Origin of the sequence: Pusillimonas sp. DMV24BSW_D (assembly GCF_011388195.1) — a bacterium.
GTDB classification, from domain to species: Bacteria; Pseudomonadota; Gammaproteobacteria; order Burkholderiales; family Burkholderiaceae_B; genus Neopusillimonas; species Neopusillimonas aestuarii.
This window is the reverse complement of sequence record NZ_CP049990.1, coordinates 1,932,797-1,947,934: the sequence shown is the minus strand read 5'-3', so window position 1 is coordinate 1,947,934 and position 15,138 is coordinate 1,932,797. Positions and strand designations below refer to the sequence as shown.

The following is a 15,138-nucleotide window of genomic DNA, read 5'->3' as shown; positions in this document are numbered from 1 at the left end:
TAACGCGAGTCGAATTATAGACAACTATTTTTATTGTTGCAAGTTGGCTACTTTAACGACCCACGTGACCAAAGCCGAAAACGGCCAAACAACGCCAGATTAGTTAACAGCGTCTTTCAGGGCCTTACCAGGACGGAACTTGGGCACCTTGGCTTTTTTGATTTTAATTGCTTCGCCAGTGCGCGGATTACGGCCTGTACGGGCGGCACGCTCGGAGACGGCAAATGTACCGAAACCCACAAGGGTAACGCTGCCTTTCTTTTTAAGCGTGGTTTTAACTGCACCAATAAATGCCTCTAGAGCGCGACCGGCGTCGGCTTTTGAAAGGTCTGCTTTGGTGGAAATGTGCTCGATAAGCTCAGTTTTATTCATTAAGGATTACCCCTAAAAATTATTATTGCCAAGCAAGAAAACCCCAGCTTACTTGGCACCCCATTAACAAACACAGCACTGTTTTGCGCTGCCGTGAACTGCTAAAAACTGTTTGCCTTTAAACCAGGTAGGTATTCGAAGGCCAAGGCATATTAAGCCTAGGAACCCTGGGTATGTCAAGCAAAAAAAGCTGAAAACCCGCATAACCATTATGTTCGGCGACACAGCCTGTGCCCCGTAATATAAAACTGCAAGTCAACAAATACAATACCCAGGAAACAATTCGTGCCAGAAAATTTTATCTGTTTGTTATTGATACAACGCTATAACGCCTATTAAGGTAACAACGCCTGGTCGAAATCACTAAGCAAATCTTGCGTATCCTCGATACCCACGGACACCCTGAGCATGTTGTCGCCAATGCCCATCAGCGCACGTTTTTCGGGCCCCATTTCATAATAAATAGTGTGAGCAACAGGCAACACGAGAGTTCGTGTATCACCCAAATGAGTCGCCAGCACAAGCACCTTCAAACGATTCAGGAAATCAAATACGTCGATTTCCGGCACAAGCTCAACTGAAAGCAACGCACCAAAGCACCCATTGAAATAGTCGGCGGCCCGCAGGTGTTGAGGATGCGCCGACAAGCCGGGATACATGACTTTCGAAACCTTGTCGTGTGAATCCAGATATTGCGCCAAGGCCAACGCGTTGGCACACGCCCTATCCATGCGCAGCGATAAGGTTTCCGCCCCCACAGCCAGGCGATGAGCGGCGTCTGAACCTAACGTTGCCCCCATGTCGCGCAAGCCTTTCTTCTTGATTTGGGTGAGACCCCACATAGTTGGCTTGCCTTTACGATACGCATCGGCAATATTGGGATACACGGACCAGTCGAATAAACCCGTTTCGGTCACCATACCACCCAAAGCATTGCCATGCCCGCCAATATATTTGGACAACGAATTCACCACCAGCGACGCTTTAAAATCGATACCGCGACACAACCAGGGAGACGACAACGTGTTGTCGACCACATACACCAACCCCTCTTGTTCGCACCATTGCCCCAGACCTTTCAAGTCGGCGATTTGGGTGCCTGGGTTGGCAATGGTTTCCGTGAAAACCATACGCGTTTCTTTACGACGCGCAGCCTTCACCTGCTCAACATCCGTTGCGTCAACCAGCGTCACCTCCACACCCAGGTCTGACAAAGTGCCGAACAAGCTGTTGGTGTTGCCAAAAATGTATTGGCTGGAGATAAGGTGATCGCCCTTTTTCAACAACGTAAAGAAAGTAGCAGTCAGCGCCGCCATACCGGTGGAAAACGAAACCGAACTTACGCCCCCTTCCATTTGCGTAACTTTCTGCTCCAGCGCCGCAGTGGTAGGCGTGCCCTGCCTCGCATAGGTAAATCCCGATTTGCCTTGAAAAACAGCAGCAAGTTCCCGGGCATCGGCAAACGCATATTCCGTTGACGGGTGCAACGGTTTGTGAACCCCGCCATGCTCAACGCCACTGCGACGATCGGAGTGCAGGATATTGGTGGAAAATCCGTTGGTTTTCATCTGATTCTCAAGCTTTTTGTGCTGTGCGTTGGCGCACGGTTTCATATAAACAGACAGCGCCGGCCACGCTCACATTCAGGCTTTCAACCGAGCCCAGCATGGGAATGTGCACCAATTCATCGCAGGTTTCACGCGTTAAGCGCCGCATCCCCTCACCTTCTGCACCCATGACCCAAGCCATTGGGCGCGTTGCCTGAACGGTATGTAGGGAGCCGGAAGACTGATCGTCGGTTCCGACCAGCCAAACGTTGCGCTCTTTAAGCCGACGCATGGTGCGGGCCAGATTCGTGACCATAAGATAAGGAACCGTTTCTGCGGCGCCGCATGCAACACGTTGAACCGTTGCATTCAACCCCACGGCGCGATCTTTCGGCGCAATCACTGCATGCACACCGGCCGCGTCGGCCGTACGCAAACAGGCACCCAGATTGTGGGGGTCGGTCACTCCGTCGAGCAGAAGAAACAAAGGGGTTTCGCCCCGGTCTTCAAGCAGATCAAGCACTTCGTCGATGTCTTGCGCCAAGACCTGTTTGTCGGCCATGGCCAGCACACCCTGATGTTTTAACCCCTTGGCAATGCCATCAAGCCGTTGGGCAGGCACTTGCAGCACCTTAACCCCAGCCTGACCGGCTTGTTGCACTAACGCATGCATTCGTTTGTCGCGGCGCGAAGCATCAACATACACTTCCTTAACTGAAGACGGAGCATGGCGTAAACGGGCTACCACTGCGTGAAAGCCCGCCAAAACCTGATGGGACGACATAAATTTCCTTGAAAAACAGCGATTCGCTAACCGCTATTTTAAACGCCGTCGCCCCAAAACCCTACTTGCGCCCACGCCGCCCGGCTTTACGGCCTGAAGAACCTTGCTTTTGCGGCGATGTGCTGCGTTTTGCAGCAGCACGCCGTTGGCGCGCATTGGTGCCCTTCAGAGCCGGCGGCTTGGACGAAGCAGCCTTTTTCACGCGCTTGGGTGCGACACCGCCTGGATCCTCAACGGCCTTTTGCAGCGTCTTGAAACTGGTGTCCTTGACCAAACGGAACTCAATACGACGCGCCTCAAGGTCAACACGCGCCACCTGCACATGTACTGCATCGGTTAAGCGATAACGAATACCCGTGCGCTCGCCGCGCAACTCGTGCATGGCTTCGTTGTACTGGAAATAATCGGAGCCCAACTCCGATACATGCACCATCCCTTCCACAAACAAGGTGTCCAACGTAATGAAAATGCCAAATGGTGCCACGCCCGTCACGCGGCCACTGAATACTTCACCCACATGTTCTTTCACAAACCAGCATTTAAGCCACGCCTCAACATCGCGCGAGGCATCGTCAGCACGCCGTTCACGCGCCGACAACAATAAACCCAGTTTTTCCCAAACCGCTTTTTCCTGATCTTTCTTGGGCAACGCTGAAATAGCGGGTGCATCGTCGATTTGGGGAATATAGCGACGCCCTTCGATCACCGACTTGATAACGCGATGCGTGAGTAAGTCGGGGTAACGTCGAATGGGCGAGGTAAAGTGGGCGTAATGCTCGTACGCTAAACCAAAGTGGCCGGACTCTTCAGGGCTGTAAATAGCCTGCTGCATCGATCGCAAGCACATGGTTTGAATAACTTCGTAATCGGGGCGCCCACGAGCGGCCTTTATTAGCCGGGCGTAATCTTCGGTGGAAGGGTCATCCCCCCCCGTTAAGGAAAGGCCGATATTGCGAAGGTAATCGCGCAGTTGTTGCAGCTTTTCGGGTGTTGGGCCCTCATGAACGCGATACAAACCGATGCGCTTGTTGCGCTTCATGAAATCAGCCGCACAGGTGTTGGCCGCCAACATACATTCTTCAATTAAGCGGTGGGCATCATTACGTTCATAAGCCACAATTTTTTCAATACGGCCCAGTGGATTACAAAGAATTTTGGTTTCAACCGTGTCGAAATCAATCGCTCCGCGCTTAGCGCGGGTTTCAAACAACAGTTGGAACAAGTCATACAAATGACGAACATAGGGGTAAACCGCACTCATGCCTTTAGCTGCAGGGCCGTCGGGTTGTTGCAGCGCCGACCACACTTCAGTGTAGGTTGTGCGGGCATGCGAATGAATAACCGCATTGTAAAACTGATAGGCTGACACGCTGCCAGCCTTGGAGCCTGACGCAGAAATCACCATATCGCACACCAGAACCACGCGATCAACGTGCGGGTTCAGGGAGCAGATACCGTTAGACAAGGCCTCGGGAAGCATGGGAATAACGCGCCGGGGAAAGTACACACTGGTACCCCGTTCAATCGCGTCATCGTCAAGCGGATCTCCCGGCTTCACATAATGGCTCACATCGGCAATGGCAACCAACAAGCGCCAGCCCGGCCGCCGGCGCTTTTCCGTACCCAGATTCACCGGTTCGCAATACACCGCGTCATCGAAGTCGCGGGCGTCTTCACCGTCGATGGTGATAAAAGGCACATCGCGTAAATCGACACGCCCTTCAAGATCAGGCTGCCTTACCGACGAAGGCGTGCGCTCGGCCTGGCGCACCGCCGCGTCGGAAAATTCGTGAGGAACATCGAACTTGCGCACCGCAATTTCAATTTCCATTCCCGGGTCATCAATTTCACCTAATACCTCAACCACTCTGCCTAACGGCTGAGTATGGCGCGTGGGTTGTTGCACGATTTCCACCGTAACCACCTGCCCAGGTTGAGCGGCCCCCGTCTCGCCTGCAGGAATAAGTACATCGTGCTTAATGCGTTGATCTTCCGGCACCACAATATGCGCACCGCGTTCGTACAAAAACCGACCGACCAAACGATTGGTTTTACGTTCAACCACTTCCACAATCGTAGCTTGCGGACGCCCGCGATAATCGCCGTCAACCTTAGCCAGGACGCGATCGCCGTGCAGCACTTTGAGCATTTCGCGTGGCAAGAGAAACACATCGGGCCCCCCGTCTTCACGCACCAGGAACCCAAAACCATCGCGATGCCCCTGAACCCGGCCCGCGATGAAGTCCATTTTCTTATTCACCAATAGCTTGCCGCCGGCGTTATAGAGTAGCTGGCCGTCGCGCTCCATGGCACGCAGGCGGCGGTCGAAACCGGTGGATAACGGGACTTGTGCCCCCAAACTGCGAGCGAGGTCTTCTACGCCAATGGGTTTGCCCACTTGCCGCAGCTGCGCAAGAATAGATTCGCGACTGGGCACTTCGGGATCGAAATCGGCGGGCAGCAACGGCAGCCCGGCGTCGAGTTCGTCGCCATTTAAATCGGACTCATTAGAGGGGGTGTTTTTTGTTCGCTTAACCAAGTAGGGTACTTCCCATTAACTGAAAAATTGTTGTATAATTTTGTTCTTGTCGATTTGCGTTAAGCACCGGCAAACCACGCAGGCTTACAAAGCTGTGCGGGTGCAAAAATGTAGTGCTTTAACAGGGCTTACATTAGCATACTCTTAAGTATTTAAGGGCCCAGGTGGCGGAATTGGTAGACGCGCATGGTTCAGGTCCATGTGCCGCAAGGTGTGGAGGTTCGAGTCCTCTCCTGGGCACCAGTGTTATACATAGAAAACCCAGCTAAGCAGCTTGTTTAGCTGGGTTTTTTGTTTATAAGCGAGTTTCCCCCAGTATCGCTGGGAAACCGGGTTCGGTGTCAGCAATAACGCCCCATATAAACCGCTTTAACGCGCTGAACCGACCAGGCATACAACGCCATAATCACAGCCAAGGCGAAAAAATATGAAAGCGGTAGCGATTGAAATTTGAAATAACTCGCCAGCGGGCCCATGGGCAGAAAAATGCCCACTGCAACAATACCAACACTGCCCAACGCCAGAGGCAGTGAAGCCTTACTCTCGACGAATGGTCGCTTCTCTGTTCGAATTAAATGGACGATTAACGTTTGCGTAATCAACCCCGCCACAAACCATCCCGACTGAAAAAGGCTTTGCTCTTGAACGCTATTTGCACTGTATACAAACCAAAGCAACGCAAAAACTAAAATATCAAAAATGAACTGACCCCATAAAGTTGGACGGTCAGGTTGGACTAGCTAGGCTAAGGACTGAATTCGGTATTGCACCGGACTCAGTCCTTTTAGTTTTAGCTTGATCCGCTCATTATTGTAGTAATGAATGTAATGCTTGAGTCCTACTTGTAGCTGCTCAATGCTAGCGAACTTATTCAGGTGAAAGAACTCGGCTTTCAGCGTACCGAAGAAACTTTCCATCGCTGCGTTATCCAGGCAGTTTCCCCTTCTGGACATACTTTGAGTCAATGACTTGCTCGCGAGTAGATCACGGTACCAAGACATTTGATACTGCCAGCCCTGGTCCGAATGCACCACAGGTCTGTCATGCTCGCCCAGGCATAGAAGTGCTTTTTGCAGCATTTTTCCCACCATCTTGAAGACCGGGCGCTTGGCCGTTTCGTAGGCAACGATTTCGCCGTTGTACAAATCCATCACCGGCGACAAGTACAGCTTTTCGTCACCTACCCTAAACTCGGTCACATCGGTCACCCACTTCAGGTTCGGCCTTGTCGCGTCGAATTGCCGTTGCAGGACGTTGGGAGCTACTTTGCCGACGGTGCCCTTATAGGAACGGTATTTCTTGACCCGTACTAATGACTTCAGTTGCAAGAGTCCCATCAACCGTTGCACCCTCTTATGGTTGACGGGCACATTCATTTGGCGCAGCGTGGCCGTAATGCGCCGATAGCCATACCGGCCTTTGTGCTGTGTAAAAATTGAAATAATCGTCGTCTTCAAGTCGGCGTGCTTGTCGGTCAGCCCAGTAGAACGCACATGGTAGTAGAACGTACTGCGAGACAGGCCTGCTATGCTAAGCAGCGTCGCCAATGGGTGCGCATGCCTCAATCCAGTCACGATTTGCGCTTTTTCAGCGTTGCTGCACGCTTTGTCTGGATCAAGGCATCGAGCTTTTTTAGATACGCATTCTCCGCACGCAGATACTCATTTTCTTCACGCAGTTGCGCAAGTGTGCGTTCTTCTGAGGTTGACTCGTCAACCGGCTTGGGGGGCTTGGCAGGCATTTTCCTTGGGCGACCTCGTCGGTCCTTCAGTGCGTCCAGACCCCCCATATCATACTGGCGTTTCCACTTCGATATGTGGTCAGCACACCGAATATCAAACAAGGCAGCCGTCTCTCGCAGTGACAACCTCCCGTGCTGCATCCGCTCCAGTACAGATAGCTTGAAGGCAACATCGTAGCTGGCTCCCTTGGGCCGTAGCCCTAACGCGCCATGCAAGCGATAGCTATCAACCCACTGTTTTACTGTCCCACCATCCAGGCCGTGAATACGGGCGACAAGTACATAGCCGCCAACTCGCCCCGACAAATAATCCAGCACTACTTTTAGCTTGAACTGCCCATCGTACTTCGCCATGAAAAACACCCCAAAGGTTAGATTGGTGTCCAACTTTTGGGGTGCAGTTCACGCGTGTGGTTGGCTCAATTACCGACATCACCGAAAAAAAACTGCTTGAAGAGCAATTACGCCACTCGCAACGCCTTGAGGCAGTCGGCCAATTAACCAGCGGTATTGCACACGATTTCAACAACCTGCTCACAATCGTGCTTGCTAACGCAGGTCAACTTGCTGATGAACTGCCTGCGGATAGCCAACAACAGCATCTTGCAACCATGATGAAAACGGCGGCAACCAAAGGGGCGGGATTAATTCGCAACTTAATGGCATTTTCACGCCAACAAGAACTTCATGCCCGGCCTGTGCATATCAATAGCCTGATTATCGACATGCGGGATTTAATCAAACATACACTAGGCACGCATTTCTCATTGCATGTGCACCTGCAAGCTAACCCATGTATTGCCTTTATTGACCCCAGCCAGCTTGAAAGCGCGCTGCTCAATTTAACAGCCAATGCACGCGATGCCATGAGCGATGCCGGCGCCCTGACAATTCACACGGCAAACGTCAGTTTTGATTCCTTGAAAACATCGACCAATTCGAAGAACAAAGGCACATTCGTCATGGTTGAGGTCAGCGATACTGGCAGCGGTATTGATACACAAATCAAAGAAAGAATCTTCGACCCTTTCTTTACAACCAAGGAAGTGGGCAAAGGCAGTGGGCTGGGCCTTAGCATGGTCTACGGATTTGTAAAACAATCCCACGGGTTTGTTGATATCGACTCCCGTTTAGGCCAGGGCACCACCCTACGATTGTATTTTCCGCTGTACGAAAACGGCACCGACAGGCTTCCTTCACACGAGCACGACTTCACCACGGAGAACACGCCTACGGTAATCGTCGAAACAACAACGGTACTGCTTGTGGAAGATGAGCCCATGGTGCGGCAAATGCTCGTGCAACAGCTAACTCGACTGGGCTACACCGTTATAACCGCAAAAAACGGCGAAGAAGGGCTGCGTGAACTAACAGAACACCCGGAGATTGGGCTGCTCTTCACCGATATGATGATGCCCGGCGGCCTAGACGGCTACGAGTTGGCCAAACTCGCTCAACAACATAACCCCACAATTCGGGTTGTGCTCTCGTCTGGTTATTCGGGCAAACTGGCCGATGCACATAAGCGCACTGCTGAGGGTTATTGGGTTTTGCCCAAGCCATACTTAAGAGCAGAGTTATCTGCTGTGTTGAAAAACGCACTATCTCAGCCGGCTTAAATATAAACAGCCCAAGCCAAAACTTATCCCAACTCGAAGCTGGTTACCCCGTAAATACTGTGAATGGCCAAATTGGGCGCCGGCCCCGTATACATGCGTGCCGTCTCAAACACAGGTTGCATATTATTGCTTTCAACCAACGCCAGCGCGTGGGGATTTGTTTGCGGAATATCCAACTGCACTTGTGGCCCCGGTTCAACCTGGCTGACCAAAGCCTCGTACAGCATTTGTGCAATGTGTGGGCCGTGGGCAAACAAGGGGCCAATTTTGTATCCCATTTTGCATGGGCGAATAACGCCATAGCCTTGCATAACGCCGTCTTTCATGCAGGCTTTGGCAACCGTTCCGGGTCGCGTTATCCAACTCGAAAGAAATGCTGTTCTGGGTGCAGGAAATAAAGCGCGATCAAACGCAAAAAGCACTGCTTCAGGCACTTTGGCCAAATCGACAACAGAAGTGTTGAACGAATCCTTACGGCTCGTTGTTCCTTGATACCGAACGTTGTTATATGCAAACTCGAAGCCGCTTTTACGGTAATTTTCTTGTTGCGCAACCACACCATCCAAACCAATAAGACGCCCTTCCAGGCGTTGCATGGCGGCATTCCATAGTTTCAACCCATACCCCTGCTGCCGATAACCCGGCGCCACAATATAAAAACCGATAAATCCGAAATGCTCGCCGTAACGCACCGCAGAAATGCACGCAACGGGTTTATCGTTCAGCAACCCCACCAAAAAACCGTCGGAATCTGCGACATAAAAAGCATCCGCATCATGCAAACCCGGATTCCAGCCTTCAGTTGCCGCCCACTCCACGCACAAATCAATTTCGGGCCGAGTCATACAACGGATGGTGTAGTTTGTTTCCTTCATAGCGCCTCGATTCAGTTTGCCTTGATATTGCTGTTCTTTTTTCTATTTTTTCCTATAATAGACACATGCTGATTTCGGGCCAACTTTTTTCGGCCTGCACAGCACCAGGAGGACGACCTCCCCCATTGCTCGGGAACACATATCGGGACGGCCCGGCTCTTCACAAAGGAGTCATCATGGCCTGGGTTTCCCTTTTTATTGCGGGTGTTCTTGAAGTAATTTGGGCATTTTCAATGAAGCTGTCTCACGGCTTTACCAAACCCCTTCCTACTGTCATTACGCTGGTTACCATGGCTGCAAGCTTCGCCTTGCTGGCATATGCAATGCGTTCGTTACCGCTGGGCACAGCCTACACAATCTGGACAGGCATCGGCGCCATTGGTGCGTTTCTGGTCGGTATTGTGGTGCTGGGCGAGCAGCTGAACGCCCTACGCGTATTGGCCGCGATATTGATTGTGTCGGGATTGTTGTTAATGAAGCTGTCCAGTGCTGAATAAACCCTTCAACGCGCAGCGTTCCATAACAAAGAGGAATCGATATCCTCAATTCGAACACGGCCGGTAAGCAACATCGCCATTTCCAGCTCGGTGCGCAAAACATGCAATACATGCGCTACACCAGCGGCACCGGCCGTAGCCAAACCATAGATTTGAGGGCGCCCAATAAGCACTGCGCGGGCTCCCAAGGCCAGGGCTTTCAGAATATCGGTTCCCCTGCGTATACCGCCATCTAGCAGCACCGGTACGTCTTTACCCACTACCCTGACCACATTGGGCAACACATCAATCGTGGCAGGCACGCCATCAAGAACCCGACCGCCGTGATTCGAAACAATAATGCCGGCACAGCCTGCGCGCACGGCGTGTTCGGCGTCTGCCGGGTGCACGACCCCTTTTACCAAGACGGGCAACCGGGTTTGGGCCATCAACTGCGCCAGACTCTCCCAGGTAGGCACAACGCTTCGAAGCGGCCCCGATAAACGCTGATTCAATCTGGCTTGTGCGTTCGATGCTTTAGGTACGGCCTCAAGATTCACCGCCTGAACATCGGCCGGTAACGTGAAACCCACACGCTGCTCTTCATTTCTTAAGCCATTAACGGGGGCATCCACTGTCACCACCAAAGCCTGGTAACCAGCGGCTTCGGCACGCCGAACCAGCCGCAAAGTGTTGTCGAACTCGGGTTGTATATAAAGTTGAAACCACAATGGAGTTTTCGCGCGCTGTGCAATCTCTTCCAGCGTAAAACTAGCCTGCGTGCTCACTACCATCGGCGAACCCAGCGCAGAAGCACCCAAAACAGTGGCCAGTTCGCCATCTACATGCGCCAGTTTCTGATAAGCAACCGGTGCCAACATAATGGGATGCGCAAACGTTTGCCCAAACAGTGTCACTCCCGTTGAAGCCCCTGCAGTAGAGCACATCACATGAGGCAACAACTGTAATCGCTGGAAAGCGTTGATGTTCTCTGCTGCGGTATGTCCATCGCCGGCGCCCGCGTTCAAATACGCCCAGGCTTGTTCCGTTACCCGCTCGCGCGCATAGGGCAAGTAATCGGATAAAGAAGCGATAGTGTTCGGGATTTGATCAAGTTTTTGAAGTGTCACGGGTTAGACCATTCCCTGATAAGGTTGTGATATACACCAGTCAGACGCGCAACGGTTTGCGTATCGGCATTGTGCAGTGTCAGTGCCTGTATCGACTGATCCAGCTCCAAAAGCATACGACGCTTATGGTCTTCCCGTACCAAGCTTTGAACCCAGAAGAACGACGCCACTCTGGCCCCACGCGAAACCGGATTTACCCGATGCACGCTGCTGGCCGGATACACCATAAGATGCCCCGCAGGCAGTTTAATGGTTTGGGTGCCGTAAGTATCCTCAATTACCAACTCACCGCCATCGTACTCATCGGGATGGCTTAGAAACAAGGTTGCGGAAATATCACTTCGCAAGCGGTCCGATGAGCCAGGAACGGCAAAAACCGCGTTATCGATATGGTTTCCATAAACACCGCCGCCCTGATATCGGTTAAACCGTGGAGGCAAAATACGTGCCGGCAACGTTGCCGCTACGAACTCCGGGCATTGGCTCAAGGCCGCCAAAATTATTTCAGCCAATTCACGCGCAACAGGATGATCAAGCGGCAATTGCTCATTCTGCTTAACTTGAGCCGCTATATGCCCCGCTGTTTCACTACCGTTCACCCAGCTGGCTGACGCTAATGCTTGCTGAAAAGCACTCACTTCTTCAGAACTCAACAAATCGGGAATTACTGTAATCATTCTTATTCAGCTAATTTTCAACGTTGTAAAAGTTGACATTTTACCGCAATAAAACAATTTATTTGGTTTATGATTATGAGAATTATTCTTATTCAATATGAGTTAGGGAGAAAAAGTGAGTCGCAATATTACTCAAAAATCGCGACGTGCAGCCCCGTCTTTGGCGCTGGCGTTGGCTTCTTCAGCTGTTTTTGTTCCAAGCCATGTTTTTGGCCAAACTAACGGTCAAGCTACACAATTACCGTCTATTACTGTCGAAGGTCAACGCGGCCAATCTTACACAGTTCGGGAGGCTTCACAAACCAAGTTTACCGCTCCGCTGCTGGATACCCCGAAAACGGTTCAAATCATTCCGCAGGCGATCATTCAAGACAGCGCGGCGACATCATTGGAGGATGTCCTGCGCAATGTCCCAGGTATTACCTTCGGCGCCGGTGAAGGTGGGCAACCCCTTGCCGATCGCCCTTTTATTCGCGGCATGGCCTCTGGCAACAATGTATATGTTGACGGCGTGCGCGATCCAGGCGGCCAAACGCGCGAGGTGTTCAACCTTGAATCGGTCGAAGTCATTAAAGGCGCAGACTCGGCTTACAGCGGCCGAGGTTCGGGCGGCGGCAGTATCAATTTATCGAGCAAACGAGCTCGCCTAGGTAACTTTGTGGAAGGCGATGTTGGGTTGGGTACCGACCATTATTGGCGCGGCACGGCTGACGGCAACTGGCAATTCGCTGAACACGCCGCCTTCCGGCTGAATGTGTTGGGGGCAAAAGGTAATACACCGGGCCGCGAAGTGGTTGACTATAAGAAATTCGGTATTGCGCCGTCACTGTCGTTCGGCCTGGGAACGCCCACACGCGTAACACTGAGCTACTACCACCTGCAAACAGACGGCATGCCGGATTACGGCGTGCCCACCGCGCGCAAAGCCCCGCAATTGGGAAATGCCGCAGGCATTCTGGATGTGGACCGCAGCACGTTCTATGGCGTACTGGATCGCGATTACCAAAAAACGCGAGCCGATATCGGCACACTGGAAATCGAGCATGATTTTACTGAACGTCTGACATTTCGTAATGCCACACGTTATGGCGAAACGCTGAACGATTACGTTGTGACCAACCCAGGCGACGGCACAGTCGGCTTCGACCCCACAACCAACACCTACTGGTTAAAACGTGGCACAAAATCGCGCTGGCAAAAATCCACCTTGCTATCGAACGTGAGTGAGTTGTACGGCAAATTTGAAACCGGCAGCCTTAAACACAGCTTTAATCTGGGCGTTGAGCTGACACGGGAAACCAACAAAAATGCCAGCTATGCGGTGAACACCCGCAACGGCAGCGCCTGCCCGGCCGGTGCAGGTTTCAGTGCAACCGACCTTGATTGCACGCCTTACCTTAACCCTAACCCGCATGACCCATGGACAGGCTCAATCAACCGGTCTGCGCTCAATCAAGACGCGACCTCGACCACACGATCCGTTTATGCCTTCGATACCATCGACCTGAACGAACGCTTCCAGATTAGTGCGGGTGTACGATTGGATAATTACCGTATTTCAGGTGACTATTTAGCGCGCGGGGCGACTAACCCTAAGTCAGCCGACGGCGAATGGACCATGTTCAACTACCAGCTCGGGCTGGTTTATAAACCGGCGCATAACGGTAGCATTTACTTATCGTATGCCACAGCCTCAACGCCCCCGACCATTTCAGGCGGTGACCAGGAAAGTCTGAGCGCTGGGCTGAATGAGCTAAAACCTGAGCGTAGTAGCACCATTGAACTGGGAACGAAGTGGGATGTATTGGACGAAAAACTGAGTCTTACTGCAGCCTTGTTCCAGAACGAACGCAAAGACGCGCAAATTGAAGTTGCCCCTAATATTTACGAACAAGCAGGCAAAACGCGCGTTCGCGGCCTTGAACTAGGCGTATCGGGGCAAATTACACCAAAATGGAATGTATTTGGCGGCTATACCTATATGGACAGCGAACTGCTGAAGGGCGCCTATGATGGCGTTAACGAAGGTGACCCACTGGCAAACACGCCCAAGCACAGTTTCAGCCTTTGGAGCACATATGCGGTAACGCCACGTTTAACCGTTGGGGGTGGCGCCTACTATGTCGGGAAAACATTTGGGGGTAACCAGGGCACAGCCGGCGGCGGGCAATGGGAAGTTTATATGCCGTCGTATTGGCGTTTCGACGCGATGGCATCGTATCGGTTCAACGACCGATTCAGCGTGCGTTTGAATGCCTTGAACCTGACCGACAAGGTCTATTACAAACGTACCAACGGGGTTCATCATGCCGATTTTGGACCGGGTCGGCAGTTTATTTTAAGTGCCAACTTACGCTATTAACCCGCGCAACGTTCATGCTAAATTGACAAGGCTGGCTCATCACCGGCCTTGTTTTTTCAACAAAACAAACCACGAAGGAAAGTCGTGTCAGTTCAGCATAGCGAAAAAACCCACCAGGAGATCATTTCTGGGCTTACTGCAAACCCAGCACATATTTCCCCAAAATACCTTTACGATGAACTGGGTTCGCGCTTGTTTACCGCGATCACTGAACTTCCGGAGTACTATCCGACCCGCACGGAAGCGGAAATACTAAAACGACATAGCCTTGAAATTAAGCATGCTGTTGGTGCAACCTCAACGTTGATCGACTTGGGCGCAGGCGATGGTGAAAAAGCGACGGCACTGTTCGAGCCCTTTCAAATCAAGCGCTATGTTGCAGTGGATATTTCAGCGGCTTTTCTGAAAACCGCGCTGGCACGCCTGCAAAGCCGCTACCCACATATAGAAATGGTTGCGGTGGCACAAGACTTTTCGCATTCGCTACACTTACCCGCCGAAACCGGTACCGATCCGCGTTTATTCTTTTACCCGGGTTCGAGCATTGGTAATTTCAGCCCAGCCGATGCACTGGCTTTTTTGCAACGTGTTCATGCGGCTTGCCCGAATGGCCGGCTATTAATAGGTGTGGATCTGGTCAAGCCCGCCGACATACTTGAACATGCCTACGACGACGCGCTGCAAGTGACTGCCGCTTTCAATCGGAATATTTTGCGCCACATCAATCAATTGGCGCAAACCAATTTCAATATCCATGAATGGCGGCACATTGCCCTGTTCAATACCGATGAGTCACGCATTGAAATGCATCTGGAGGCCACCCAGGGGACAATCGTTACCTGGCCCAATGGACAGCGTCAATTCGTTGCCGGTGAACGAATTCACACCGAAAGCTCTTACAAGTGGAAAACAGATGCCTTCGCCGCTCTACTGAAACAGGCGGGGTTCAAAGACTGTCACTATTGGACAGACGATAAAAACTGGTTTGCGGTGTTTGTCGCCGAAGCTTAACGCGT

Annotated in this window: 13 protein-coding genes and 1 tRNA gene; 5 read left to right on the top strand and 9 right to left on the bottom strand. The window is 51.9% G+C overall.

The genetic code is table 11. The features are described from left to right. Positions 1–99 precede the first annotated feature (99 nt). From G9Q38_RS09480 to rnr, 4 genes are all read right to left on the bottom strand, one after another. On the bottom strand, positions 100–372 hold the full coding sequence (locus tag G9Q38_RS09480) for an HU family DNA-binding protein (RefSeq protein WP_113931454.1): 273 nt from the start codon (positions 370–372) through the stop codon (positions 100–102). A 335-nt stretch (positions 373–707) separates the two neighbouring features. After that, a complete protein-coding gene (locus G9Q38_RS09475) occupies positions 708–1,940 on the bottom strand; it encodes a cystathionine gamma-synthase family protein (RefSeq protein WP_166130300.1) in 1,233 nt (410 codons plus the stop codon). A gap of 7 nt (positions 1,941–1,947) precedes the next feature. Beyond that, the gene (gene rlmB / locus G9Q38_RS09470; protein WP_119516849.1) at positions 1,948–2,703 is read right to left on the bottom strand and encodes a 23S rRNA (guanosine(2251)-2'-O)-methyltransferase RlmB; all 756 of its coding nucleotides are present in this window, start codon (positions 2,701–2,703) and stop codon (positions 1,948–1,950) included. A gap of 61 nt (positions 2,704–2,764) precedes the next feature. Beyond that, the gene (rnr, locus tag G9Q38_RS09465) at positions 2,765–5,242 is read right to left on the bottom strand and encodes a ribonuclease R (protein WP_370523847.1); all 2,478 of its coding nucleotides are present in this window, start codon (positions 5,240–5,242) and stop codon (positions 2,765–2,767) included. Positions 5,243–5,400: 158 nt separating this feature from the next. Here rnr and G9Q38_RS09460 point away from each other — a divergent pair. After that, positions 5,401–5,485, top strand: a tRNA-Leu gene (locus G9Q38_RS09460). Between the two features lie 98 nt (positions 5,486–5,583). Here G9Q38_RS09460 and G9Q38_RS09455 read toward each other — a convergent pair. Beyond that, positions 5,584–5,943 (bottom strand): cation transporting ATPase C-terminal domain-containing protein, encoded by a 360-nt coding sequence (locus tag G9Q38_RS09455; protein WP_370523889.1) that lies wholly within the window; start codon positions 5,941–5,943, stop codon positions 5,584–5,586. A gap of 39 nt (positions 5,944–5,982) precedes the next feature. Then, a protein-coding gene (locus tag G9Q38_RS09450; RefSeq protein ID WP_166130294.1) for an IS3 family transposase occupies positions 5,983–7,337 on the bottom strand; the annotation gives its coding sequence in 2 pieces (ribosomal slippage) (positions 5,983–6,878 and positions 6,878–7,337; 1,356 coding nt in all). Between the two features lie 56 nt (positions 7,338–7,393). Between G9Q38_RS09450 and G9Q38_RS09445 the strand changes: the two genes are divergently transcribed. After that, complete coding sequence (locus G9Q38_RS09445; RefSeq protein WP_166130290.1) at positions 7,394–8,602, top strand: ATP-binding protein; 1,209 nt, start codon at positions 7,394–7,396, stop codon at positions 8,600–8,602. Positions 8,603–8,625: 23 nt separating this feature from the next. On the opposite strand, the gene G9Q38_RS09440 is transcribed toward G9Q38_RS09445, so the two are convergent. Next, positions 8,626–9,477: a GNAT family N-acetyltransferase gene (locus G9Q38_RS09440; RefSeq protein WP_166130287.1), complete on the bottom strand. Its 852-nt coding sequence runs from the start codon at positions 9,475–9,477 to the stop codon at positions 8,626–8,628. A gap of 176 nt (positions 9,478–9,653) precedes the next feature. On the opposite strand from G9Q38_RS09440, the gene G9Q38_RS09435 reads away from it, so the two are divergent. Continuing rightward, the gene (locus G9Q38_RS09435) at positions 9,654–9,974 is read left to right on the top strand and encodes a DMT family transporter (RefSeq protein WP_166130283.1); all 321 of its coding nucleotides are present in this window, start codon (positions 9,654–9,656) and stop codon (positions 9,972–9,974) included. A gap of 5 nt (positions 9,975–9,979) precedes the next feature. Here G9Q38_RS09435 and G9Q38_RS09430 read toward each other — a convergent pair whose 3' ends face one another. Next, positions 9,980–11,083, bottom strand: a complete 1,104-nt coding sequence (locus tag G9Q38_RS09430) for an alpha-hydroxy acid oxidase (protein WP_166130280.1) — start codon at positions 11,081–11,083, stop codon at positions 9,980–9,982. Then, positions 11,080–11,760 (bottom strand): Fe2+-dependent dioxygenase, encoded by a 681-nt coding sequence (locus G9Q38_RS09425; protein WP_166130277.1) that lies wholly within the window; start codon positions 11,758–11,760, stop codon positions 11,080–11,082. The genes G9Q38_RS09430 and G9Q38_RS09425 overlap by 4 nt, the downstream gene beginning before the upstream one ends. A gap of 115 nt (positions 11,761–11,875) precedes the next feature. Between G9Q38_RS09425 and G9Q38_RS09420 the strand changes: the two genes are divergently transcribed. After that, positions 11,876–14,122 (top strand): TonB-dependent receptor, encoded by a 2,247-nt coding sequence (locus tag G9Q38_RS09420; RefSeq protein ID WP_166130275.1) that lies wholly within the window; start codon positions 11,876–11,878, stop codon positions 14,120–14,122. 84 nt (positions 14,123–14,206) lie between these two features. Then, positions 14,207–15,133 (top strand): L-histidine N(alpha)-methyltransferase, encoded by a 927-nt coding sequence (gene egtD / locus G9Q38_RS09415; protein WP_166130272.1) that lies wholly within the window; start codon positions 14,207–14,209, stop codon positions 15,131–15,133. Positions 15,134–15,138: the final 5 nt, after the last annotated feature.